Consider the following 26,142-nt stretch of genomic DNA (forward strand, 5'->3'; position numbering starts at 1 on the left):
AGAAGTTTCACTTTATATAAGGCGGGAGAAGTATGAGTATTACGGAGCGTTTTTTTTATCTAGAAAGAGAACCTTGTGTAGTTCATTTGCCGATAAAACCAAATGGTTTTGGTGTTTTATTGATTGGGGATTATAACTATTTCGTTGAGAATGCTACAAGTTTATGGCTTCAACATGCCGGGCGTTCACATCTTTTGAATGAGATGAGAAAGAACGGTTATACGATTTTTTCTTCTAACTTATATGGAAGGCACTGGGGGAATGATCAAGCTGTTCGTTTAGCGAAGCGCTTATATCATGTTGTGATGAAGAAGGAAATTTTAAATGAAAAGATTCATGTGGTAGCGGAAGGAATGGGAGCTCTTGTGGCCTTGCAAATGATGCATCAATATCCAGAATGCATTCGGTCTGTTGTTATGTTTAATCCGTGCTTACATTTACCCGCTCATTTAGAGTTAGAAAAAGAGCATAAGTTTTTTTATAAACGATTAATTCGAGAGTTGATGGGGGCATACAGTTTAGAAGAGGATGTAGAAGTTGATGGAGCGATTGCAAAGAAGGCTTTTCCCTATTTGTCTTCTCCTGTACCGGTGAAGATTTTTGTTTCGATTCAAGAGAAAAAGGAACGGAAACAGCTGCTGCGTGAATATGAAGCAACACGTATTAGGGAGCAGAGTGTGACATCATTATCGTTTCATTTGCCGGATGTGAAATATAAAATGGCGCAAAAAACATGTCAGTTTTTTAATCTGTATGAAGAAGATTTATGAAGCTCCTGTATACATATATAAGGAGCTTTTGTTCATGTGTAGAGAGGAGTGGATGAGGTGAAGTGTGTTTGTATTGTTGGGGCATGGACGTTTATTGGTTACAATCTTATTGAAAAAATGCTGTTAGAAAATGTAGAAGTGTACGGTATTGATTTTGATAGACGGGAAAATTTACAAAAAATTGATGAAGAGAAGTTGTTTTTAATTGGGCGTAATGCATCGTTTTCTTACTATTCCTTGCAAGAAGATGAAGGATGGCAGCTGTTAGAGGAGAATGAGATTGATACAGTTTATTTTTGCTTATATGAGCCTAATAGAAAAACAGGATTTCGTGATGAACAAATTGGTATGCAGTATGTGAAACGAATGGGCCGATTTTGTAAGCGAAAAGGAATAAAGTTTGTTGTACTCTCTTCAGCAGAACGAGAGAATAATGAAAATAGCCAATTTTTCACGAAACTAGAAGAGCAAGTGAAGAAGCATAGTGAATACTATAGTATTTTGCGAGTGCCAGCAGTGTATGGTCCTTGGCAGCCTTCTTTTATGGCCTATCATCGACTCTTGTTAAGTGATGTTATAAATAGTGAGAAGACATTTACAATAGAGGAAAGGTATCATGACCTTTTATATGTGGAAGATGTGTGTGTGTGTTTATATAGCAGTGGTGAAAAAGGAGCTTATGTGGGAACGTATGAAATTGGAAGTGGTGAAGAAAAGCTGTGGGAGCAAGGAATGAAACAGTTACAGCCTAATATGCAAGTAATGGATGTTGTGCAGAGTGAAAAAAGAGATGGAGAGCAAATGATAATACTTGAAAAATGTGTACCGTTAGTAGAAGGTTTGAAAAAACAAAAAAGACATATAAAACAATACAAGGAGTTGTATGAAGAACGAAGTACGCGGTAAAGGAAAGGGGATTTGAAGTTTCACTTTATCCCGCATTAACAGCCCGTAAAAGCCCGATTTGTTCAACTAACACTCAGTGGAGATGAAGAAACTCCCCACTGAGTGAAGTTTCACTTTATATTTTCGTTGTGTTCCGTTATAGCGTAAGTATAAAATGAAGAGTGTATTTTTCGTACTCGTTACGAAGTTTAGATGTCGAAAGGATGATGATACATGAGTGAAAAGAACATGCAGTTTTTACAAATCGCTTTTAAACATTTGCCGGAAGCAAAGGCGATTTTAGATGCAAATGGAATCGAGCTTGATATGGAAAAAGCGCAGCCTGTTTTAGAGTTATTAATGAAAGTAATGAATGAAGCATACGAGCTTGGAAAAGCGGGAAAATAAAAGTCGGTGTATACCGGCTTTTATTTTTTAGAATGATAAGATAAATTACGATATAGACAAAAGGGTGGTTTTCATTTAAAATTAGTACCAAGTCATAATATTTGATATAAAACGGAGGGGTGCGACGTGAACGTAGGCATTTTAGGAATTGGAAGATATGTGCCGGAAAAAGTAGTCACAAACCACGACTTAGAAAAAATAATGGATACGTCCGATGAATGGATTCGAACAAGAACAGGCATTCGAGAAAGAAGAATTGCCGATGATACGATAAATACTTCACACATGGCTGTAGAAGCAGCAAAAAAAGCACTTGAAAATGCAAATGTAAGCGGAGAAGAAATTGATTTAATTTTAGTTGCGACAGTAACACCAGATTATTCATTCCCAGCGGTTGCATGCGTTGTACAAGAAGCGATTGGAGCAAAGCGTGCAGCGGCAATGGATGTTAGTGCGGCATGTGCTGGTTTTATGTATGGAATGATTACAGCGCAGCAATTTATTGAAACAGGTGCATATAAGCATGTATTAGTAATAGGTAGCGATAAGCTATCAAAAATTGTCGATTGGAATGATCGTAATACAGCTGTACTATTTGGAGACGGTGCGGGTGCAGTAGTCATGGGGGCTGTTTCAGAAGGGAAAGGAATTCTTTCCTTTGAGCTTGGTGCAGACGGAAGTGGTGGTAAGCACCTTTATCAAGAGGAATATGTTATGATGAACGGTAGAGAAGTGTTTAAGTTCGCTGTTCGTCAGCTTGGTGATTCTTGTCTACGTGTCCTTGAGAAAGCAGGACTTACAAAGGAAGATGTAAGTTTCCTTGTACCACATCAAGCGAATGTGCGCATTATGGAATCAGCAAGAGAACGATTGGATTTACCGCCTGAAAAGATGAGTATGACGATTGAGAAGTTTGGAAATACGTCAGCTTCTTCAATTCCAATTGCAATGGTAGAAGAATTGCAAAATGGACGCATTCAAGATGGTGATCTTATTATATTAGTTGGTTTTGGCGGCGGATTAACATGGGGAGCAGTTGCTCTTCGTTGGGGTAAATAAGGACTGAGAGAAAAGGAGTGTATTTTGTATGGAAAAAAAGCGTGTTGTAATTACAGGAGTAGGTGCTGTAACTCCAGTAGGAAATGATGTAGAAACAATGTGGGAAAATATTAAAAAAGGTGTATCAGGCATTGGACGTATTACACGCTTAGATGCAAGCCAATTTCCTGCAAAGGTTGCAGCAGAAATTAACGACTTTGAAGTCGAGAAATATATGGATAAAAAAGAAGCGCGTCGTATGGATCGCTTTACACAATACGCAGTAGCAGCAGCAAAAATGGCTGTTGCAGATGCGAAGTTAGAAATTACAGAAGAAAATGGACCACGCATTGGTGTTTGGATTGGTTCTGGTATTGGTGGTATGGAGACATACGAAGAGCAATTTAAAACATTTATGGAAAAAGGCGCACGCCGCGTTAGCCCATTTTTCGTACCAATGATGATTCCTGACATGGCAGCAGGTCAAGTATCAATTGCATTAGGTGCAAAAGGTATTAATACTTGTACAGTAACGGCATGTGCTTCTGGTGCACACTCGATTGGTGATGCATTTAAAGTGATTCAGCGCGGTGATGCAGATGCGATGATAACAGGTGGAGCAGAAGCGCCATTAACAAATATGGCATTTGCAGGATTTAGCTCTGCAAAAGCATTATCATTTGATGAAAATCCAGAAACAGCATGCCGTCCGTTTGATAAAAACCGCAGTGGTTTCGTAATGGGAGAAGGATCGGGTATCCTTGTATTAGAAGAAATGGAACATGCGTTAGCGCGTGGTGCTCACATTTATGCTGAAATTGTTGGATACGGTGCAACAGGTGATGCGTTCCATATTACACTTCCAGCTCCTGGCGGTGAAGGTGGTGTTCGTGCGATGCGTCAAGCGTTAGCAGATGCAAATCTTCAGCCAGAAGATATCGATTATATTAATGCGCATGGTACAAGTACAGAAGCGAACGAAAGATATGAAACGATGGCAATTAAAGAAGTGTTTGGTGAACATGCATATAAAGTGGCTGTAAGTTCAACAAAATCAATGACAGGTCACTTATTAGGCGCTGCTGGTGCAGTTGAAGCAATTGTATCTGTAAAAACAATTGCTGATGGAGTTGTTCCTCCAACAATTAACTATGAAACACCAGACCCAGAATGTGACTTAGACTGCGTACCAAATAAAGCGAGAGAACAAGAGGTACGTGCGGTATTAAGTAACTCACTAGGCTTTGGTGGTCATAATGCCGTGTTAATCTTTAAAGAATATAAATAAGTTTTGAAAGCAGCGAGTTTTTCTCGCTGCTTTTTTTGGTGGATAAAATGAGGTGCAAATATTGTACTTTTGCATATGAATGAAATAAAGTGAAACTTCAATCAGCGGGGGCTTCATCCCCGACTGATTGTTAGTTGAACCAATCGGGCTTTTACGGGCTGTTAATCTCCCCAAAAAACTTCTTTGCGTCTCTCAAGTTTTGAGGTGGGAGTCTTAGAGCCCGTTAATGCGGGATAAAGTGAAACTTCAATCAGCGGGAGGGATACAATGGGAGTGATGCAAACGGCGGAATGGATGCGAGCTCATTACAGAGAGCCAGAAAAAATATGTGAGCGGTTTACAACGTATATTCCCTTTCGAAAGGAAATGATTTATCGATTTCTTGTTTCAAAAGGAATGTTCCGTCCTATCAAAGATGGTGAGCGCGAAATTGATGAATTACAAAAAAAGAAAATATGGGATCAGCTAGCAATAGAATATGAGGAGTTAAAAGAATGGTTAGGTGGCCCTGATGTTCCTGTGTTTATTTTATTGTCCGATTCATATAATAAAATTGTTCAACAAGAATATAACGGAAAAGCTGGATTATCGATGCGCGACGCACTTTTTTTATTTATTAGCTCTAAAAATACAATTGCAGAGTTACGCGCGCTTTTAACACACGAATATCATCATATTTGCCGGATATATAATAGTAAGAAAAAGGAAGAGAATTATACACTGCTTGATACGATGATTATGGAAGGATTGGCTGAACAAGCAGTATATGAAAGGCATTCAGCAAGCTGTTATGCACCGTGGACAAATTATTATGAAAAAGAAGATGTAATTGATTTTTGGAACCGCTTTGTGAAAGGAAAGTGTCATGTGCTGAGAGGGACTAGAGAGCATGACATCATATTAAATGGTTTAGGGGCGTATCCGAAAATGGCTGGATATAATATTGGATTTCACATTGTAAAAGACTGTGTACAGTCAGAGAAAGAAAATAGTTTGTCTCTTTTAAAGTTAGAGGCTGAAGACATTTTACAAAAAGCATATTCGTTTCAAAAAACTTAGCCGTTGCTGAGTTTTTTTGTTTGTAAAGAGTGAAAGGGTTAACGAGTGGAGGGTGGAATAAGTATATAAATCTAAAATTGTTCCTGTGTAATGGAAGAATAAGAAATAAGCTTGAAAAATGCAATGTTATGTCGTTTTTTCAGAATAAATGTATATAGAATATATTTCCTTTAGTGGAATAAATTTAATGAAAGATGCCAATAATGAGGGATACAAACAGTTGTGAAGTGAGGGGTAAGAAATGTTATATCTACATGATGTATGGGTAAATTGGTTTGAAGGTGAAGAAAATGGGTATAACGTATGTCATTTCTATGAATGGCGGAAGGAAGATACGATTGAGTTATTAGATCAAGTGCCATTATTAAAAGTAGATTCCGCATTATATCATTACATCGAGAACGAACTGTTAGAACTTCCGCCGAGATTGTTGGAAGACGTACATCATAAAGCGTATATCCGAAAAAATCATGAACGCACACAGCTTGAATATTGCTTCGTTATTTCTGACGGACAAGGAATTATCGCAATTGATACGATTGGCTATAATGTGCCAATTCGTAAAAGTAGGTTAATTCCTCGTCAAGAACAAATGGTATACGAAATGATTGAAAACACATCAGTAGAAACATACGAGTTTCAAATGGAAGAACCAAAAAGAGAACATCATATTTTATCGCCATCTCCTAATATGATGAATGGTTTAACACGCAAGGAGAGGCAGTTAAAACAACTGCTGTTTATGGCGCTAGATCAACTACATACAACAAGAAACCCAGCAGAAATACGTTACTGGTATACAGAGTGGCAACCAAACGCATATCCAAATGTTCAACATATGAAATTTGAAGATGTTTGGAATCGTTTATATGAAGAAACGAAATATGGTTGGTCCAATAAGCACGAACAACTTTGTGAACGACTTGTAAAGGGACAACCATTCTTTGAAAAGTTATGGGAAATGGAAAATGAACAAAAGGTAAATTAAAGGGCTGACTCAAAAGGCAAAGAAATGTCTTTTGAGTCAGCTTTTGTTCATTGTGAGCGGAAATTATATTCTTTTATGTGGAATAGGTGAATCGTTGAAAAAATCTTAAAACCGCTGAATCCCGCACAAGGGTGCTACAAAAAAAGAGCTGCCACTCAAAAAATCACGAAAAGTGTTCTTTTGAGTGGCAGCTCGGCAGCAAGAATGGTCGTTGGCTTCGCGCCTTTCTGCGAGGCGAAAAGCGCCTCTACGTCAGGAGCTCCATCCAACTTCCATTCTAAGCGATTCGCCTCCGCCTTTTATATAATCCAGTTCCGGCTCCTAGGCCCTCCCGTCTAAGAACCTTCCGCATGAGAAAGTAAAAACACTTTCTGTGCGAAAGAACCTTAGCCGACGGTCCTAAGCAGTCGCCTCTACTTTTTATATTATCGTCTTTTTCTACTTAAACCCATTGCGTTTTCGATTTTGCGCAGTTGTTTCATTGCAACGCGGTTTGCTTTTTCTGCACCTTTGTCTAAAATTTCATCTAGTTCTGGTGAGTTAATTAGTTCATTGTATTTCTCTTGGATTGGGCGGATTGCTTCTACAACGACTTGTGCTACATCAGCTTTGAAGTCTCCGTATCCTTTTCCTTCATATTGTGCTTCTAACTCTTCAATCGTTTTACCAGAAACAGAAGAGTAGATTGTTAATAAGTTTGAAACGCCTGGTTTGTTTTCTTTGTCATATTTTACGATGCCATCTGAATCCGTAACGGCACTTTTAATTTTCTTTTCAATCGTTTTTGGATCATCTAGCATGCTGATCATTGATTTTAGATTTGGATCTGACTTACTCATTTTTTTCGTAGGTTCTGTTAATGACATAATGCGCGCACCTACTTTTGGAATGCGAATTTCTGGAATCGTGAAGATTTCACGGTAACGTTTATTAAAACGTTCTGCTAAGTCACGTGTTAATTCAATATGTTGCTTTTGGTCATCTCCAACAGGAACAATTTCTGTATTGTATAGTAGAATATCAGCTGCCATTAATGGTGGGTATGTTAATAGTCCGGCAGGTACAGATTCTCTACCTGATGATTTATCTTTATATTGCGTCATACGCTCTAATTCACCAACGTATGCGATACATTGCATAATCCATCCAAGTTGACCATGTGCTGGAACTTCTGACTGAACAAATAATGTGGATTGCTCTGGATCAATACCACATGCTACATATAAAGCGGCAAGGCTACGAATATTTTTACGAAGTTGTACTGGATCTTGCATTGTTGTAATGGCATGTTGGTTTACAATACAGAAATAGCAATCATGTTCATGCTGTAACTCTGTAAATTGTTTCATTGCTCCTAAATAGTTACCAAGTGTAATAGTTCCACTAGGCTGAATACCTGAAAAGATAACTGACATAATGATGTCCTCCTTAATTTATATATGTAGTTTTAAGTTTGAACTACGAGGTTTTAGGTTGATTTTTGCTTAGGGATACAGCAGCCTGCGCTTTTTATGGAATCCAGCTCCGGCAGCGAGATCTTCGTGTCTAAGAACCTTCCGCCCGAGAAAGTAAAGGACACTTTCTGTGCGAAAGAACCTTAGCCGACGGGCCTAAGGAGTCGCTTCCACTTTTTAACATAAAAAGGCCCATTCATCCCGATTGGTAGGGACGAATGGACCGCGGTGCCACCCTAATTATTTTGCTAAGGCAAAATCTCTTTATCCATTGTAACGTCTGGATAAACGCCAAAGCCTACTCCGATTTTGTTTCGGTTTGGTGCTCAAAAGCCCATTCCATATTGTTCAATTACTTGTTTGCACCAACCACAAGCTCTCTGAAATTAAGTCAATATGTACTCTTCTTTATCAACGCATGTATATGATTTTTCACTATTATAACACAGTACATACTGATTGCAAATTATACAAGAACAGTAAAGCTTATGACAGTTGAGAAGAACCATAATACAAGACCTGTAATGATAACCGGATATGTCCATGTGAACGAATATGTGCGGTATAACGCTTCTTTTGGATCTTCTTCTTCTTCATCACCTTCTATTAAAGATTCTACTTTTTTGTCTTTGGAGCGGCCGAGCTTACGAAGCGCATATATTGTTATATTAAAAAATCCGCGCTGAATTAAAAATAGGAAGCCCCCAAGTATAATAAAGGCCAAACCAAAGTAGAATGAAAAGTTAACAAAATCAAATAAAAAAGAATGAGAAGAAAAAAGAGATATTATGCTAGAACTAATAATAGAAATCCCCATTAATATACAAATATGTGTGAAAAGTTTGTTCAAATTACTCCCCTCCGAAAAAAATTACTAGAATTATTATACTATAAAAGTTATAATGAGAACTACAAATAATTATTAGAAAATTATACATAATTCCGTATTTTGTTACAATAAAATACAAGAGACAGTATATTCTTTCTTTACAAAAAATAAATAATATACATTTTAAATTAAAAATTTTAACAAAAAAATAAAAAACTATATTCACAATCGTCTTATTATATGTATAATGAAAAATGTAGAAACTTGGAGATTATTCTTGCAATTTGACTTTTCTGTAAGTGAGGTAGTGAAAATTGCAGTTAAGGAAGAGAATACAACATAAAGGGAAATACGCATTTTCTTGATTTATGAATAGGAAACTCGAGCGTATTATCTTAGTAGAATAATCTTTCAATAATCAAAAAGAAAGTTACTGTTTAAATAACGTGTTATAGAACACGAGTATGACAGTGATTTTTTTACAAAAGAGCATTTGCTCAATTATAAAGTGCTTCACTCCATCATTGTTTACAAAGGTATATGCTTATGATGGGCATATACCTTTATTTTAAAAAAATAAAAGTAAGAAAATTTAGAACCATCTTAATTGCTTTGAGAAAAATGGGGAGGTGCTAGTATGGGACGTTATACATTGCAACGTTTCGCGTACATGTTTATTACACTATTTTTAATTACAAGTGCAACATTCTTTTTAATGAAGTTGCTACCAGGTTCTCCACTGAAGAACCAAGAGAAATTATCGCCAGAGCAGCAAGAGATTATTTTAGAGAAATATGGTCTAAATGATCCAGTTCCTGTTCAATATGCGAACTATTTGAAAAATTTGGCGCAAGGTGATTTAGGGGTATCATTCCAATATGATAACCGTCCGGTAACAGATATGATTGTTGACCGTATTGGTCCATCTGCACAACTTGGACTTCAAGCTATTATATTAGGTACATTTATTGGATTATTATTAGGAATCATTGCGGCACTTCGCAATAATACGTGGGTTGACTACGGTGCTACATTTATTTCGGTACTTGGTATGTCGATTCCATCATTCGTATTTGCTGCGTTATTACAGTATTATGTTGCTGTACAATTAGGATGGTTACCAGTAGCCTTTTGGAAAGGTTTTAATTATACAATTTTACCAACAGTTGCATTATCAGTAGGTATTATTGCAACAATTGCACGTTTCTCACGTGCTGAGTTAATTGAAGTATTGCAAGCCGAATACATTTTAACGGCAAAAGCAAAAGGATTAAGCCAAGGTGCAATTATTATTAAGCACGCACTTCGTAACTCGCTTATCCCAGTTATTACAATTTTAGGACCGATGGTAGCTGGTTTAATGACAGGTACACTTGTTATTGAGAAAGTTTTTGCGGTACCAGGGCTTGGAGAGCAATTTGTTAACTCCATCGTTTTAAAGGATTACACAGTTATCATGGGAACGACAATTTTCTATAGTGCAGTATTCGTATTTGTTATCTTTATTGTCGACATTTTATACGGTGTAGTTGATCCTCGTATTCGTTTAGCAGGAGGTAAAAAATAATGAAAGATATGAAGAAAATATCTCCAGATTTATTTCAACCAGCAAATCAAGCAGACGTTGATAATGAGAAAATTGCCCGTCCGAGTTTAACGTATTGGCAAGATGCAAGAAGACGTCTTGTTCAACATAGAGGAGCTATGTTTGGTGTTGTTTTACTTGCAATTGTTGCATTTTTTGCAATATTCGGTCCGATGATGAGCAACTACTCATATAAGGATCAAGACTTAAATCGTGCGAAACTTCCACCGAAAATGCCAGTTATTGAGAACATTAGTTGGTTACCATTTGACGGTGTTGACCAATATGGCGTCGATCAATATGAAAAACGTGGTATTGATGAGTATTTCTGGTTTGGTACAGATGACCTTGGACGTGATATTTGGACAAGAACGTGGGAAGGAACACGCGTATCTTTATATATCGCATTCTTAGCATCATTTATTGAATTATCGATTGGGGTTGCGTATGGTGGTATTTCTGCCTTCTATGGTGGACGAGTTGATAACTTAATGCAACGTTTTGCGGAAGTGTTAAACGGTATTCCATACTTAATCATCGTTATCTTAATGGTAATTGTAATGGACCCAGGGATTTTATCAATTACATTTGCGATGGCATTAACAGGTTGGATTGGTATGTCGCGTATTGTACGTGGGCAAATATTAAAGTTAAAAAATCAAGAGTATGTATTAGCATCTCGTACGCTTGGCGCAACAAATACACAATTAATTGTTAAACATTTAGTACCAAATATTATGGGTTCTATTATTGTTATGACGATGTTTACAATTCCAGGAGCAGTATTTGGAGAGGCGTTCTTAAGCTTTATCGGTTTAGGAATTCAACCGCCGTTTGCATCACTTGGTTCTCTTGTAAGTGATGGATTTAAGTCTATTCAGACGTATCCACACATGATGTTTATTCCGGCGGCTGTAATCAGTATGCTAATTTTAGCATTCAACTTATTAGGTGATGGACTGCGTGATGCGTTAGATCCAAAAATGCGTAAGTAAGGCAGAGAGGAGAAAAAGAGATGAAAACATTATTAGAAGTAAAAGATTTACAAGTCTCCTTTGATACACATGCTGGTGAAGTACAAGCAGTTCGCGGAGTAACGTTTGATTTAAAAAAAGGTGAGACTTTAGCGATTGTAGGGGAATCGGGTTCAGGAAAATCCGTTACTTCTAAAGCGTTAATGGGACTAATTCCAAACCCGCCAGGCCGTATTAAAAACGGAGAAATTTTATTTGAAGGTCGTGACCTAGCGAAGTTATCAGAAAAAGAAATGCAACAAGTACGCGGAAAAGATATTGCGATGATTTTCCAAGACCCGATGACATCGTTAAACCCAACGATGACAGTTGGAAATCAAATTATGGAAGGGCTTATTAAGCACCAAAATATGAGCAAAGCTGATGCGCGTAAAGTTGCATTAGAGCTTCTTGATCTTGTAGGAATTCCAAATCCTGATGCAAGGTTAAAGCAATATCCACACCAATTCTCAGGTGGTATGAGACAGCGTGTTGTAATTGCGATGGCACTTGCTTGTAATCCGAAGTTATTAATTGCCGATGAGCCAACAACAGCACTTGATGTAACGATTCAAGCGCAAATTTTAGAGCTAATGAAAGATATTCAGCAAAAAACAGAAGCGGCAATTATTTTCATTACGCACGATTTAGGTGTAGTAGCAAACGTTGCGGACCGTGTTGCAGTTATGTACGCAGGAAAAGTTGTAGAGATTGGTACGGTTGATGAAATTTTCTACAATCCAAAGCATCCATATACATGGGGACTGTTAGCATCTATGCCAAGTTTAGACGGTGGAGAAGATGAATTATATGCAATTCCTGGAACGCCGCCAGATTTATTAAAACCGCCAAAAGGCGACGCATTTGCAGCGCGTAACCCACAAGCGTTAAAGATTGATTTCGAAATGGATCCACCTTTATTTAAAGTGAGTGATACGCATTATGCAGCAACTTGGTTGCTTCATGAGCAAGCTCCTTATGTAGAGCCACCTGAAATTGTTCAGAAACGCATTCGTCAAATGAAAGCAGGTGAACAACATGACAAATAATCGTGAAAAATTAATTGAAGTAAAAAACTTAAAACAATACTTTAATGTGAGTGGTGGAGTTGTAAAAGCGATTGATAATGTCACGTTTGACATTTACCGCGGTGAAACATTTGGACTAGTTGGAGAATCTGGTTCTGGTAAATCAACGACGGGTAGAACGATTATTCGTCTATATGATGCAACTGATGGTGAAGTGAAATTTGATGGTGAAAATGTTCACGGAAGAAAATCACGTGCAGAGCTGAAGAAGTTTAACCGTAAAATGCAAATGATTTTCCAAGATCCTTATGCATCATTAAACCCACGTATGACTGTTAAAGATATTATTGCAGAAGGCATCGATATTCACGGTTTAGCAAAAAACAAAGAAGATCGTATCAACCGTGTGTATGAGCTACTTGAGACAGTAGGTTTAAATCGCGAGCATGCAAACCGCTTCCCGCATGAGTTCTCTGGTGGTCAGCGTCAGCGTATTGGAATTGCACGTGCCCTTGCGGTAGATCCAGACTTTATTATTGCCGATGAGCCAATTTCAGCACTTGACGTATCCATTCAGGCGCAAGTCGTAAACTTGTTGAAAAATCTGCAAAAAGAAAAAGGATTAACATACTTATTCATTGCCCATGATTTATCGATGGTAAAATATATTAGCGATCGTATTGGTGTAATGTATCATGGTAAAATTGTAGAGCTTGCAGATAGTAATGAACTGTACGAGCATCCAATTCATCCATATACAAAGTCACTATTATCAGCGATCCCACTTCCAGATCCAGACTATGAGCGTAATCGTAAGCGTATTATTTATGATCCGTCTCAGCATGAATACGGAAACGAAGAGCCACAAATGCGTGAAATTCGTCCTGGACATTTCGTTCTTTGTTCAGAAGCAGAGTATAAAAAATATAAAGAAATTTATCAATAAGAGAAAAACGGCCTGTTTTCAGGTCGTTTTTTTATTTCGAGGGAATATAGGGACATATTTAATAGATGAATAATGAATAATACTTTAGTAAATAAACTATTGCGACAAAAACAGTTACTTATTCTCTGATAATTTAAATTATTCAATCAAATTGGTTTTTGAGCTATTAAAACGCTATGTATTACTTGTTGAAGCGTTTACAAATGTTGTCATATTAACAGAAAATTTTAGCAAGAAAGAAAAAAAGATATACAAAAATCATATTTGCATGTATAATATGAATTATTAGAAAGTATATACAATTCTTTCTGCTTAGGCAGGGTAACGTGTCATAGGGAGGGCATAAGGATGAAGAAAAAGGTACCAGTGCTACTTGCATCAGCATTAACAATGAGCATGATGTTAGCGGCTTGTGGATCTCCGAAAGAGGAGTCAAAAGCAAAGGCAAAAGGGGACAAAACAAGCGGTAAGCAAGTGATTAACTTACTTGCGGCGTCAGAAATTCCAACAATGGATCCGACGTTGTCAACAGATTCGGCATCTTCACAAGTAATGAACAACACAATGGAAGGACTATATCGTCTTGAAAAAGATGATAAGTTAGTACCAGGTGTAGCAGAAACTCATGACAAATCTGGAGATGGTAAAAAATACACATTTAAATTACGTAAAGATGCAAAATGGTCAAATGGCGATCCTGTAACAGCACATGATTTTGTATACTCTTGGAGAAGAGCGGTTGACCCAGCGACAGCTGCAAAATCAGCATATATTATGTTTGACGTAAAAAATGCAGAGAAAGTTAATAAAGGTGAATTAACACCAGATCAATTAGGTGTTAAAGCAGTTGATGATTATACATTTGAAGTGGAACTGGACAATCCAGTACCGTACTTTGCAGATTTAACAATTTATCCGCTGTTCTATCCTTTAAATGAGAAATATGTAACAGAACAAGGGAATCAGTTCGGATTAGAAGCAAATACAACACTTTATAACGGTCCATTCGTATTAAGTGAATGGAAGCACGAACAAAGCTATCAATTAAAGAAAAACCCAGGATATTGGGATGAGAAAACAGTAAAATTAGAAGAAGTAAACTTTAATGTCGTAAAAGAAACAGCAACAGCTGTTAACCTATATGAAACAGGCGAAGTAGATCGCGCTGGTTTATCAGCAGAATTTGTAGATAAATATCGTAATGATCCAGGCTTCAAAACGATGGATGAGCCGACAGTATTCTTCTTACGTTTAAACCAGAAAAATGAAGCATTAGCGAATAAAAATATTCGTAAAGCAATCTCTATGGGCTTTGAGCGTGAAGTAATGGTAAATACAATGTTCAATAACGGTTCTCAAGCTGCTTACGGTTTAATTCCGAAAGACTTCGTTAAAAGCCCAGACGGAAAAGACTTCCGTAAAGAAAACGGTAAAATGGTAAAAGCTGATGCAAAAGAAGCGAAAAAATATTGGGAAGCTGGTTTGAAAGAGTTAGGCACAGATAAAGTTGAGCTATCTTTATTAAACTCTGATTCAGATCTTGCGAAGAAAACAAGTGAGTACTTAAAAGGTGAATTAGAAAAGAACTTACCAGGCTTAACAGTAAACCTTCAAACACAACCATTCGCACAAGTATTAAAGTTAGAAAGCAGCGGCGAGTTTGATATTTCCTTCAGTGGCTGGGGTCCAGACTTCCCAGATGCAATGACATTCTTAGATATGTTCGTAACGGACGGAGCGCAAAATAAAATGTCGTACTCTAACCCGGAATACGATAAACTTATCCGAGAAGCGAAGCAAAATGGTTCTGACTTAGACAAGCGCTGGGATGATTTATTAAAAGCAGAAAAAATGTTATTTGAAGACGCAGTAATCGCACCAATTTATCAACGTGGATCAGCACGTGTAGAGCGTGAAACAATTAAAGATCTGTACATGCATAAATACGGCGGCGACATGAGCTTGAAATGGGCTTACGTAAGTAAATAAGTAAAACGATAAGATGTACCTATACACATATAAAAACGAAGCAGGCGGCTTTTCCTGCTTCGTTTTTTAATACGTTTTTTTCTTATAAATATTGTTTCCGCCAACTTTATTCCAGCTCGATTGCATTCGACTGCTCTGATTGACAAATTTCATATTATTTTTCCTACCAAATACTTTTTCTCCGATGCTATTTGTAATGACACCGATAAAAGCAGTAATGCCGATAACGAGGAGTGCAACAATTGCAAAGTCAATAAAAAAAGCAACCATATAGAACGTCCTCCTTTTGTTAAATGTATATATAATATGGAAAGAGAGTAACTGACATAGTAGTGGTCATTTGCCTTTTGAAGCTATGTGCTGTGATATACCATAATGGTAGAAAGTTTCACTTTATTAATATTTGTGGAGAGTTGTACACTTACTTCTATTGTATGTGAGAAAGGGAATAAAAGAAAGAAAAGTTAGACAATATAATTGTTACAAATTCAGACTTTTCTTTTGAAACGCATAGACAAGAAGGAGAACAATTTGATACAATAGTATTAAGAACAAATGTTCTTTAGGCTTGTCTTACAATTTATATAACTTTTGGCAGCTCTTTTCAAACATTCTAAGGTGAATTTACTGTATATTTCTACACAAATATATTGTATAATGATTATAGAAGTTACTTATTTAAAGTAATTGTTTTTGGAAAGAATACTTGTTTGTAAGTGATGTGCTAATTGCTTGTGAACTCGTTTGTTTTATTAGGAAGACAACTAGGTTAAAGACAAGGGAATTCTTTCAAATATGAAAAGTTAATGAGTACAAAAATGTACTTTTAAGGAGAGTGAGTAATGTATGGTAACACTATATAGTTCTCCAAGTTGTACGTCTTGCAGAAAGGCGAAATTATGGTTAGAGGAAAATAATATTCCATATACGGAGAGAAACATTTTCTCGGATTCATTATCCATTGAGGAAATTAAAGAAATTTTACGTATGACGGAAAGTGGGACGGATGAGATTATTTCAACACGTTCGAAAGTTTTCCAAGAACTAAATGTTAATTTAGAATCTTTACCTCTTCAAGACTTATATAAGTTAATTCGTAACAACCCAGGCATTCTTCGTCGTCCAATTATGATCGATGAAAAGCGTCTTCAAGTTGGGTATAATGAAGATGAAATTCGCCGCTTCTTACCACGTACGGTAAGAACATTCCAGTTACGTGAAGCTCAGCGTCTTGTAAATTAAGTATAATGTTATTTATTATATAAAAACCTTCTACTGATTTGTAGAAGGTTTTTAGCATAATTACAGTTTTTTTGTTCTGTTGCGTAGTCGCATTTGATTTACGATATAGCCAATGCATAGTACAGTCAGAACAAAGAGAATGGGTATGCTTGACGCGAAAGTTGGGTTGCTTATGAAAAATGATGAAAGAGATTGTTCATGCGTTATCATTCTTCCAGCTGTATAAGCGAGAATGGCAGCGCCTATGTAGATAAGAAGTGGAAAGCGTTCCATAAATAATAAAATGAGTTTACTTCCCCATATAATAATCGGTATGGAGATGAGTAATCCGGTAATGACTAATAAAAAATTTCCATGTGCTGCTCCAGCGATAGCAAGTACATTATCAAACCCCATTACAAGATCTGCGAAGACAATTGTGCGTACAGCTTGAAATAAAGTTGTTTTTGCTTGTATAGAAGAAAGATCGTGACTTTGGTCTGTTAGTAGATTCACGGAAATAAGAGTGAGCATGATGCCGCCGACAAGCTGTAAAAAAGGGATATCGAGCAAATAAACAGCAAGAATGGTAAGTAAAATGCGAAGAACAATTGCTAAGCCTGTACCGAGAATAATGGCCTTATTACGCTCGTTTTCTGGTAAGTTTCTGCTTGCAAGGGCAATAACGATAGCGTTATCACCACCTAATACAACATCAATCCCAATGATAATCAGTATAGATGTTAAAAATTCTAATTCCATGTATTCGGCCTCCGTTTGTCCCGCTTTAATGGACCGCCAAGTTCCTACTTCCATAGAAAAGCAGCCCATAAAAGTCCGATTCGTTCAACTAACACTTAGTGAAGATGGAGAAAGCTAAGTGAAGTTTCACTTTATCTTGTCCTTATACAGACATACGCAAGTTTTCGCCAGGATATGTACTAGAATAGAATTTTTCTAAGTATTCATATGTAAAACAGGGGAATATGAAAGATTATTTTCAGTTAGAGTGTAGAATGGTTACTTGTATACAATGATTTGATGTATTGGTAGAAAAAATATAGGGCTTTGGAAATAGGTGAATAACTGTTTTTTTCAAAATAAGGTGATTTTATTTCCATTCTGGCTCATCTTATCATAAAATGAGAGTACAAGATTATAATTTTTTGTAATATGAGTGGGGAATCCCTTCATAACCATTCCAAATAGGAAGGGAGAGGTTTTTTTGGATATCGAAAGAATTAACGATCATACGATGAAATTTTATATTTCGTACATTGATATAGAAGATCGTGGGTTTAACCGTGAGGAAATTTGGTATAACCGCGAAAGAAGTGAGGAGTTATTTTGGGAGATGATGGATGAAGCTCGTGATTACGATGACTTTTTCATTGACGGACCTCTTTGGATTCAAGTGGAAGCGATGGATAAAGGAATTGAGGTGCTTGTAACAAGAGCTGAACTCTCAAAAGATGGACAAAAATTAGAATTACCAATTGGTCTAGATAAAATTATTGATATTCCTCTTGATGAGAAAGTAGAAGCGCTATTTCAACAACAAAAAGAGGAAGAACAAGAAGCGGTTACGCCATTTCACGAAGATGGAACGTTAGGCTTTTTAATTCGATTTGATGATTTTGAACATGTGATTTCGCTAAGTCATCGCCTTGTATTTGAAGATATACAAGATGAGTTACATTCATTTGAAGGCCGCTATTATGTATATGTAGAATTTGATGAAGTGCTACATGATGAAGAGGAAATAGATCGCATTTTAAGCATTATATTAGAATACGGAGAAGAGTCAACGTTAACAATTCATCGTATACGTGAATATGGAAAAGCAGTTGTTGCTGAGAAAGCATTAGAAACAATTCGCACCCATTTTACACTTAAAAATTAGGCCGATTTCAACAGAATGAAATCGGCTTTTTATATGTGTGGGACATACTATATGTAGAAGGTGTGTAAGTGAGGGGGGAAGAGATGAAAAATATATTAAAACTACTCTTCTTTTTGGTGGGTATATTTTTTGCGTTTATGTCATTACGTATGATAATAGACATGACGTTATATTCAGGTGTAATCGAAATGAAGAACGTTTCGTTTTTAGGTATTTTAAGTATTTTCTTTACGATATCGGGTTTTCTCATTAGTTTTGTCATTTTCTTAGAAAACCGACATCCTTCTAAAACATTAACGTGGCTTATTGTTTTAGGCATTTTACCGGTAGTAGGCTTTTTTGCATATTTATTATTTGGACAAAACTTTCGAAGAAAACGAATGTTCCAAAAGAAAGCTCTCTTAGATGAACAAGCTTTTTTACAATATAAAGGTGAAGAAAACCAGGGAAAAATTTTAAAAAAGCATCAACATCAAGAAATGCTACTTCGTTTAGCAGAGCGACTTGGCGCACATAATATATCCTTTCAAACGGAAACAAAAGTGTTAACAAATGGTGATGAAACGTTTCACGCGATTTTAGAAGGGTTAAAAAAAGCGAAGCACCATATTCATATGGAGTATTACATTGTCCGTGACGATCGGCTTGGGACAACGATTAAAGATATTTTAATCGAAAAAGCAAAAGAAGGTGTCATCGTTCGCTTTTTATATGATGCGGTAGGGAGCTTTAAATTATCAAATTCTTATATTGAAGATTTAAAACGTGCGGGGGTCGAAGTTGTTCCGTTCTTTCCTGTGCGATTCCCGATTTTAAATGACAAAATTAATTACCGTAACCATCGGAAAATTATTGTCATAGATGGAGATGAAGGGTTTGTTGGTGGGTTAAATATTGGTGATGAATATTTAGGAGAAAATAAATATTTTGGTTTTTGGCGGGATACGCATTTATATTTACGAGGAGAAGCAGTGCAAAGCTTGCAGCTCATCTTCTTACAAGACTGGTTTTATATGACGGGTGAGGCTGTCATTACTCCTGATTATTTGCAAGCTGAGCCAGTAGAAGAAGAGGGATTGGGTGGTATACAACTCGTTGCAGGGGGACCAGATACGCAGTGGGAAACTATTAAGCATTTATATTTTGCGATGATTGCTTCTGCTAAAAAGTCAATTTGGATTGCTACGCCATATTTTATTCCCGATGATGATATACTATCAGCGCTGAAAGTTGCCGCACTTGCCGGAATTGATGTCCGCCTTTTAATGCCAAGTAAGCCAGATAAGCGCACCGTCTTCTACGCATCGCGTTCTTATTTTCCAGAGCTATTAGATGCAGGAGCCAAAATATATGAATATGAAAAAGGCTTTTTACACAGTAAAATTGTCATCGTTGACTCAAATTTAGCATCGATTGGTACAGCAAATATGGATATGAGAAGTTTCCATTTAAACTTTGAAGTTAATGCATTTTTATATGATACAAAAAGTATTCAAAAGCTTGTGCAAGATTTTGAAGATGACTTAACAGTATCAAATGAAATTCATAAAGAGCGGTTCCACAATCGTCGCCTTGTGATGCGTATTGTAGAATCGACATATCGCTTATTATCACCTTTGTTATAGCTATTTAGAAGAGTAAAGAAAAAGTTGGGTTTGACATCTTGTTTGTCATGATTCGACTTTTTCTTTATTTTTAATAAATTGAAAATAAAGAAAAATAAAACTATACTTAACTATGTACATGCAATTATGCATGGATAATGAAATGAAGGGTGGAATAGGAATGATTGATTTCCAGCACCATGATGCAGAACAGTTTTTTCAAACGTATAACATTGGAGCATTTGCGATAAGTAAGGATGAGAAGCGGCTTGTGTACGCTTCAAATATGAATGGAAAGCCGAATTTATGGGCAATGGACTTGCCAAATGCCTATCCATATCCATTAACGTACTGCAATCAAATAAGTGACTTCATTAAGTTGGACCCAAATGGAAACTACATTTTATTAGGTCTGGATCACGATGGTGATGAGAATTATAAAATTCATGCGCTTCGTCCAGAAGGCGGAAAGCCGTTTCCTTTAATTCCAGCTGAAAAAGATGAAAAGCAATTTTTCTCTTATCTATCAAAAGACGGTGAGCGTATTTATTATACAACGAGCCGTGATAATGAGAAGTATATGAATGTCAGATGTTATGATTTGAAAACGAAGGAAGATAAGCTCTTGCATACTGGTGAGGACGCACCGACTAGTTTAATAGCAGTAAGTGAAGATGAGAAGACACTCATTATTCATAAACATTTTAGTAACACATATTCGTTAGCTTATGCATTGTGTGACGGAGAAATGATGCTATTAACGCCACCAAGTGAAGTGGAACATGTAACCTATTCATGCCAATTCGTAGATGAAAATACGATTTTATTTATAACAGACTATGACGCAGATTTTGTATATGTGGCGTCATTTAACTTGCAGACGAAAGAATTTAATATCGTCCAAAAATTTGCAGCAGAAGGCGTTGAGGAGATTAAATATCATAAGGAATCAAAAAGCTGCTATATCAGGACGAATAAAGGAGTAGAGGATCGCCTATATCGCTTATCGCTAGAGGATCAGTCATTAGTACCGATAACATTGCCAGCTGATATTGTAAATCAGTTACATATCGCAGAGTCCGGTAATGTGTATGTGGCAGGTCATAGTGCAATCGCGCCGGTAAATATTTTCATGCTACACAAAGGTAAAGGTGTGAAAGAATGGACGATGCTAACGAACAATCGTGTATTAGGTGTAGAAAGCGATAGTCTGTCAGATCCAGAAACAATTACTTATGTATCGTATGATGGTTTAGAAATTGAAGCTCTTCTTTTCAAACCGCAAAAGGAAGCGGCAAATGATTATACAATTTTTTGGCCGCATGGTGGACCACAATGGGCAGAGCGGAAACAATTCCGTGCGTTATTCCAATACATGACCGGTCTTGGCTACACGATATTTGCGCCGAATTTCCGCGGAAGTACGTGTTATGGTTCGAAGTTTACGAAAGTAATTGAAGGCGATTGGGGAGAAGGACCACGTCTTGATTGCGTAGCCGGTATTGAGTGGTTGTTTGAGCAAGGAATTTCAGATCGTGATAAGTTATTTGTAGTCGGAGGCAGCTACGGTGGCTATATGACGTTATTATTATCAGGCCGTCATGCTGAATATTTCCGTGCATCCGTTGATATTTTTGGTGTAAGTAATTTGTTCACGTTTATTGAATCGGTTCCGGAACATTGGAAGCCAATTATGGACCGCTGGGTAGGTCACCCAGAACGTGATAAGGAGAAGTTAACAGAAGACTCACCAATCACGTATTTAGATGGCATGGTAAAACCGATGCTTATTATTCAAGGTGCAAACGACCCACGCGTTGTGCAAGCGGAGTCTGATCAAATGTATGAGGCGTTGAAAGAAAAAGGACGCGATGTTGAGTATATGGTGTTAGAAGATGAAGGACATGGTTTTTCAAAGAAAGAAAATGAAATCAAAGTATACCGTCGTATTGCGGAGTTTTTAGAGAAACACCAGCAAAAAGTAATAGAGATGAAAGTGTAAGATATAGACGCGATGAAAAGTTACTTAATAAGCCCCTCGTTTCATCCCGCATTAACGGTCTGTAAAACTCCCACCTCAAAACTTGAGAAAAAGCGAAGAAGTTTAGGTGGGAGATTAACAGTCCGTAAAAGCCCGATTGGTTCAACTAATAATCAGTGGGGGATGGAGAAAACCCCCACTGATTAAAGTTTCACTTTATGTGAAGGGCTTATTAAGTACGTATATTGCAACAGGCGATTGGCTCGATAAACATAAAAGGAGTTTGTCATTATATGTAGAATACACATGGGTGAGAAAGGAAGTGATAATGTGTTTGTTGCAAAACGAGAGAACGGTCAATTATTACATCTTCTTCATAGTTGGAATGAGAAACAATTACGCATGATTCGTGAGAAAGAAAGGTTCTTTTGTCCCGTTTGCCATTTAGAAGTAGGTCTAAGAATAGGGAAGCAGAACAGATGGCACTTTGCCCATAAAAAATCAGATAATTGTCTCGCGCATTTCGAAAGAGAATCTGTATATCATATGCGAGGAAAAGCCCAATTATATAGATGGTTCCAGTCGCAAAATTTACAAGTTGAAGTTGAACATTATTTGCCGAATATTAAACAACGGCCAGATCTTTTCGTAACGATAGAGAATAGGAAGTTTGCGATTGAATATCAGTGTGCCACAATTTCGAATAACGAATGGCTAAAGCGTACACATTCGTATTGGAAAGAAGGAATACAAATCATATGGGTGTTAGGTGGAAATCGATTAAAGCACCATAATGCATATGGACTTTCGTTATCTTCATTTCATTCGTTATGTACGCAATATTATCCTCATCCATATCTCCTCTATTTTTGTCCAAATGAAAAATCATTTTTCAAAGGCTCTCCGCTTATTCCATTTTCCTCATCGATTGTTTTTTCACACCTTATACATTTACCGCTACGTACTACTACATTTTCTTCTTTATTGGAACGTTTCCCCTTTTCTATAGGGGGACTAAAAACAGAGTGGCTACAGAAAAAGCGGTATCTCCGGTCAAATAGTTTACAAATATGGAAGTATAGTCAGCGTTCCTTTTTACATCTTCTTTATGAAAAACAAATTCCTCCTTTTTATTTTCCTCCTGAAATTGGTGTTCCACTCCCGTCTTCACTTTCATTTCAAACACATCCATTCCTTTGGCAAGCATATATTGTCCTTGAGTTACTTGAGTCTCTAGCAACCGGGGAATATATCTCATTGCATACAGTTTTTCAATACGTTTCCCGTCATAAAGGAATCCGTCTCCGGCATCTCCCGTATTTTCCAAAAAACTTTTGGGAAGAAGCGGTGAAAGAATATATGCGATTTTTATGTAGGATTGGACAGGTAGAGGAAGTGAGTCTTTACAAATATCGAAAAAAGCGTTCGTTTTCTATCGTGAAAATGGAAGGAGAAATGAGCAATTTAGATGAGGAAATGGTGTGTGCTGCATTGTCTCTTTTTGAGTCGAAGTACAACATGATAGATAGAAAAGAGGATATAATAGAGAGGTGTGAGAAGGGAATTACATAACAAGAATCGAATGGTATTATATGAATCCTTTTGAAAATACTGAAAAGCTTTTAAAATCTTTCTTTTTTAGATGGTAGAGAGGGACTGGCTGAGTGTAGTAACGGTCAGTGCCGTTTTTGTTTGGATAGCCTTAGTGTGAGTGGAGAACATGATTATATGTTTAAGTATGAGCTCAGCCTAAGGATAATCAAGATCAGCGGCTCATTCTGTCGAGTACTGTGTTGGAATAAAAAGTAGGAAGCAAGAAGGCTTAGCTTGTATTTTAGAGAGTAAACGGGATTGATATAGATAAGGAGGAGTTTTAATGACTGAACAAAAACCAACAAAAACATTACCGCCGCGCAGTGAAGTTGAAGAAAAATATACGTGGCGCTTAGAGGATATTTTTAAGACAGATGCAGATTGGGAAAACGAGTTTCAAGAAATTAAGGGGGTAATTCCTAAGTTAGCTGAATATAAAGGAAAACTTGGTGATTCAGCTGCAGCATTACTAGAAGCATTGCAGTACGAAGATGAAGTATCAATGCGACTTGGTAAATTATATACATATGCTCATATGCGCTATGACCAAGATACAACAAATTCAACATACCAAGCATTAAATGATCGTGCGAAAAACTTATATTCTCAAGCTTCTAGTGCAATGGCTTATATTGTGCCAGAAATTTTAACGATTCCAGAAGAGAAATTGAAGTCATTTTTACAAGAAAATAAAGAACTAAATGTATATGCACATGCATTAGAAGAAATTACACGTCAGCGTCCTCACGTATTATCTGAAGCAGAAGAGGCGTTGTTAGCAGAAGCTTCTGAAGTAATGAGTGCATCAAGCAATACGTTTGGTATGTTAAACAATGCTGATTTAAAGTTCCCGTCTATTACTGATGAAGACGGAGAAGACGTAGAAGTGACGCACGGCCGTTACATTCAATTTTTAGAGAGTGAAGATGCACGCGTGCGCCGCGATGCATTCCAAGCTGTGTACGAAACGTATGGCAAATATAAAAATACGTTCTCAAGTACGTTAAATGGTGCAATTAAACGTAATAACTTCTATGCACGTGTACGTAAGTATGATTCTGCTCGTCAAGCAGCACTAAGTAATAATAACATTCCAGAGTCTGTATATGATCAACTTGTTGATACAGTAAATGAAAACTTACATTTATTACATCGTTATATTGATATTCGTAAGCGTGCACTTGGCTTAGATGAGCTTCATATGTATGATTTATACACACCTCTAGTACAAGAAGTGAAAATGAAAGTAACATATGAAGAAGCACAAGATTTACTATTAAAATCATTAGATGTACTAGGTGAAGAGTACGTTGACATTTTAAAAGAAGCATATGAAAACCGCTGGGTTGATGTGTATGAGAATAAAGGAAAACGAAGCGGAGCGTATTCATCAGGTGCATATGGAACAAATCCATACATTTTAATGAACTGGCATGATAACGTGAATAACTTATTTACACTTGCTCATGAATTTGGACATTCTGTTCACAGTTACTATACAAGAGAAACGCAGCCGCACGTATACGGAGATTATTCCATTTTCGTTGCAGAAGTAGCATCTACATGTAATGAAGCGTTATTAAACGATTACTTACTAAAGACGACAGAAGATAAGAAGAAACGTTTATACTTATTAAATCATTATTTAGAAGGTTTCCGCGGCACAGTATTCCGTCAAACGATGTTTGCTGAATTTGAGCATACAATTCATAAGAAAGTACAAGAAGGTCATGCGGTTACGCCGGATATGTTAACGGAAATTTACTATGAATTAAATAAGAAATATTTCGGAGATAGCGTAGTTATTGATGAGGAAATCGGCTTAGAATGGTCTCGTATCCCGCATTTCTATTACAACTATTACGTATACCAATACGCAACAGGTTTTAGCGCTGCAACAGCATTATCGAAACAAATTTTAGAAGAAGGAGAACCGGCTGTAGAACGTTATATTAATGAGTTCTTAAAAGCGGGAAGCTCTGATTATCCAATTGAAGTGTTGAAAAAAGCAGGTGTAGATATGACATCACCAGAACCTGTGAAAGAAGCATTGCAAGTATTTGAAGAGAAATTAAATGAATTAGAAGCGTTATTATTTGAAGAAAACTAAAGAAGTCGATCCACAATATACGTATGTATTTTGTGGGTCGGCTTCTTTTTGTTAAAATCTTTTAAAACGTTTATATCCATTTATGTAGGAAACGATGAGTACAATGGATCCAAACAAAAGTGGTAACGATAAAAGAAGTGGGAAGGTTTCCAGTAATGCGAGAATATAGAAGGAGAAAGTGAGTAATAGCAGAAAAGCAAGAAGTAATATATGGTATTTTTTCATGATTTAGCCCCTTTCTATCAGTGTTTTATAGTATATTCATGTATGAAAGCGTTTAGAATGTGACAGAATTGTGAAATTCGACAAAAGGTCTTGTCATCTGACGTCGAATCTTGTAATATAATAAGCGTGAACGAATTCACATACAAACATATACCCCTTTGTTTGAACGTGAAATTTCTCCCATCCCCTTTAATATTTTTATAAGCCGTAAAGAAAACGACCTAG

The 26,142-nt window shown here is 36.8% G+C and carries 22 protein-coding genes and 1 other annotated feature; of the genes, 18 read left to right on the forward strand and 4 right to left on the reverse strand.

The window, feature by feature from the left end:
* Window positions 1–32 precede the first annotated feature (32 nt).
* The 7 genes from BAMA_RS06750 (at window position 33) to BAMA_RS06780 (ending at window position 6,436) form a co-directional block, all read left to right on the forward strand.
* A complete protein-coding gene (locus BAMA_RS06750; protein ID WP_034637512.1) occupies window positions 33–770 on the forward strand; it encodes an alpha/beta fold hydrolase in 738 nt (245 codons plus the stop codon).
* Window positions 771–827: 57 nt separating this feature from the next.
* On the forward strand, window positions 828–1,676 hold the full coding sequence (locus BAMA_RS06755) for an NAD-dependent epimerase/dehydratase family protein (RefSeq protein ID WP_034637514.1): 849 nt from the start codon (window positions 828–830) through the stop codon (window positions 1,674–1,676).
* 213 nt (window positions 1,677–1,889) lie between these two features.
* On the forward strand, window positions 1,890–2,063 hold the full coding sequence (locus BAMA_RS06760; protein ID WP_034637516.1) for a ComZ family protein: 174 nt from the start codon (window positions 1,890–1,892) through the stop codon (window positions 2,061–2,063).
* Window positions 2,064–2,189: 126 nt separating this feature from the next.
* Entirely contained in the window at window positions 2,190–3,122 is a 933-nt protein-coding gene (locus BAMA_RS06765; RefSeq protein ID WP_034637519.1) for a beta-ketoacyl-ACP synthase III, read from the forward strand.
* A gap of 28 nt (window positions 3,123–3,150) precedes the next feature.
* Window positions 3,151–4,389 carry a beta-ketoacyl-ACP synthase II gene (gene fabF / locus BAMA_RS06770; protein ID WP_034637523.1) on the forward strand — a complete coding sequence of 413 codons (1,239 nt, stop codon included), beginning with the start codon at window positions 3,151–3,153 and terminating at the stop codon, window positions 4,387–4,389.
* A gap of 267 nt (window positions 4,390–4,656) precedes the next feature.
* Window positions 4,657–5,448 carry a DUF2268 domain-containing putative Zn-dependent protease gene (locus BAMA_RS06775; RefSeq protein WP_034637526.1) on the forward strand — a complete coding sequence of 264 codons (792 nt, stop codon included), beginning with the start codon at window positions 4,657–4,659 and terminating at the stop codon, window positions 5,446–5,448.
* A gap of 241 nt (window positions 5,449–5,689) precedes the next feature.
* Window positions 5,690–6,436, forward strand: coding sequence for a YjbA family protein (locus BAMA_RS06780; protein WP_034637529.1), 747 nt, complete (start codon window positions 5,690–5,692; stop codon window positions 6,434–6,436).
* A gap of 425 nt (window positions 6,437–6,861) precedes the next feature.
* Here the strand turns inward: BAMA_RS06780 and trpS are convergent, their stop codons facing one another.
* Entirely contained in the window at window positions 6,862–7,851 is a 990-nt protein-coding gene (trpS, locus tag BAMA_RS06785) for a tryptophan--tRNA ligase (protein WP_034637530.1), read from the reverse strand.
* 246 nt (window positions 7,852–8,097) lie between these two features.
* Window positions 8,098–8,314, reverse strand: a binding site (T-box leader).
* A gap of 42 nt (window positions 8,315–8,356) precedes the next feature.
* Window positions 8,357–8,740, reverse strand: a complete 384-nt coding sequence (locus BAMA_RS06790; protein WP_034637531.1) for a DUF3899 domain-containing protein — start codon at window positions 8,738–8,740, stop codon at window positions 8,357–8,359.
* A gap of 616 nt (window positions 8,741–9,356) precedes the next feature.
* Between BAMA_RS06790 and opp3b the strand changes: the two genes are divergently transcribed.
* The 5 genes from opp3b to BAMA_RS06815 all read left to right on the forward strand — a co-directional run bounded on the left by opp3b (window position 9,357) and on the right by BAMA_RS06815 (window position 15,280).
* Window positions 9,357–10,286 carry an oligopeptide ABC transporter permease gene (opp3b, locus tag BAMA_RS06795; RefSeq protein WP_034637532.1) on the forward strand — a complete coding sequence of 310 codons (930 nt, stop codon included), beginning with the start codon at window positions 9,357–9,359 and terminating at the stop codon, window positions 10,284–10,286.
* On the forward strand, window positions 10,283–11,299 hold the full coding sequence (gene opp3C / locus BAMA_RS06800; RefSeq protein WP_034637534.1) for an oligopeptide ABC transporter permease: 1,017 nt from the start codon (window positions 10,283–10,285) through the stop codon (window positions 11,297–11,299). Before opp3b ends, opp3C begins: the two co-directional genes overlap by 4 nt.
* A gap of 20 nt (window positions 11,300–11,319) precedes the next feature.
* Window positions 11,320–12,366 carry an ABC transporter ATP-binding protein gene (locus BAMA_RS06805; protein ID WP_034637536.1) on the forward strand — a complete coding sequence of 349 codons (1,047 nt, stop codon included), beginning with the start codon at window positions 11,320–11,322 and terminating at the stop codon, window positions 12,364–12,366.
* Window positions 12,356–13,291: an ABC transporter ATP-binding protein gene (locus BAMA_RS06810; RefSeq protein ID WP_034637538.1), complete on the forward strand. Its 936-nt coding sequence runs from the start codon at window positions 12,356–12,358 to the stop codon at window positions 13,289–13,291. Before BAMA_RS06805 ends, BAMA_RS06810 begins: the two co-directional genes overlap by 11 nt.
* Before the next feature lie 348 nt (window positions 13,292–13,639).
* Window positions 13,640–15,280, forward strand: coding sequence for a peptide ABC transporter substrate-binding protein (locus BAMA_RS06815; protein WP_034637541.1), 1,641 nt, complete (start codon window positions 13,640–13,642; stop codon window positions 15,278–15,280).
* Window positions 15,281–15,346: 66 nt separating this feature from the next.
* On the opposite strand, the gene BAMA_RS06820 is transcribed toward BAMA_RS06815, so the two are convergent.
* Entirely contained in the window at window positions 15,347–15,550 is a 204-nt protein-coding gene (locus BAMA_RS06820) for a hypothetical protein (protein ID WP_034637545.1), read from the reverse strand.
* A 576-nt stretch (window positions 15,551–16,126) separates the two neighbouring features.
* Between BAMA_RS06820 and spx the strand changes: the two genes are divergently transcribed.
* Window positions 16,127–16,522: a transcriptional regulator Spx gene (spx, locus tag BAMA_RS06825; RefSeq protein WP_034637547.1), complete on the forward strand. Its 396-nt coding sequence runs from the start codon at window positions 16,127–16,129 to the stop codon at window positions 16,520–16,522.
* A gap of 60 nt (window positions 16,523–16,582) precedes the next feature.
* Here the strand turns inward: spx and BAMA_RS06830 are convergent, their stop codons facing one another.
* The gene (locus BAMA_RS06830; protein WP_034637549.1) at window positions 16,583–17,263 is read right to left on the reverse strand and encodes a TerC family protein; all 681 of its coding nucleotides are present in this window, start codon (window positions 17,261–17,263) and stop codon (window positions 16,583–16,585) included.
* A 463-nt stretch (window positions 17,264–17,726) separates the two neighbouring features.
* Here BAMA_RS06830 and mecA point away from each other — a divergent pair, with 463 nt between their 5' ends.
* The 5 genes from mecA to pepF all read left to right on the forward strand — a co-directional run bounded on the left by mecA (window position 17,727) and on the right by pepF (window position 25,692).
* Entirely contained in the window at window positions 17,727–18,404 is a 678-nt protein-coding gene (mecA, locus tag BAMA_RS06835; RefSeq protein WP_034637550.1) for an adaptor protein MecA, read from the forward strand.
* An 83-nt stretch (window positions 18,405–18,487) separates the two neighbouring features.
* Window positions 18,488–20,029 carry a cardiolipin synthase gene (gene cls / locus BAMA_RS06840; RefSeq protein ID WP_034637552.1) on the forward strand — a complete coding sequence of 514 codons (1,542 nt, stop codon included), beginning with the start codon at window positions 18,488–18,490 and terminating at the stop codon, window positions 20,027–20,029.
* 160 nt (window positions 20,030–20,189) lie between these two features.
* Window positions 20,190–22,010: a S9 family peptidase gene (locus tag BAMA_RS06845; protein WP_034637554.1), complete on the forward strand. Its 1,821-nt coding sequence runs from the start codon at window positions 20,190–20,192 to the stop codon at window positions 22,008–22,010.
* A 309-nt stretch (window positions 22,011–22,319) separates the two neighbouring features.
* Window positions 22,320–23,561: a competence protein CoiA gene (locus tag BAMA_RS06850; protein WP_235184425.1), complete on the forward strand. Its 1,242-nt coding sequence runs from the start codon at window positions 22,320–22,322 to the stop codon at window positions 23,559–23,561.
* 304 nt (window positions 23,562–23,865) lie between these two features.
* Window positions 23,866–25,692: an oligoendopeptidase F gene (pepF, locus tag BAMA_RS06855; RefSeq protein WP_034637560.1), complete on the forward strand. Its 1,827-nt coding sequence runs from the start codon at window positions 23,866–23,868 to the stop codon at window positions 25,690–25,692.
* Window positions 25,693–26,142 lie beyond the last annotated feature (450 nt).

The sequence above is a fragment of the Bacillus manliponensis genome, assembly GCF_000712595.1.
GTDB lineage: Bacteria > Bacillota > Bacilli > Bacillales > Bacillaceae_G > Bacillus_A > Bacillus_A manliponensis.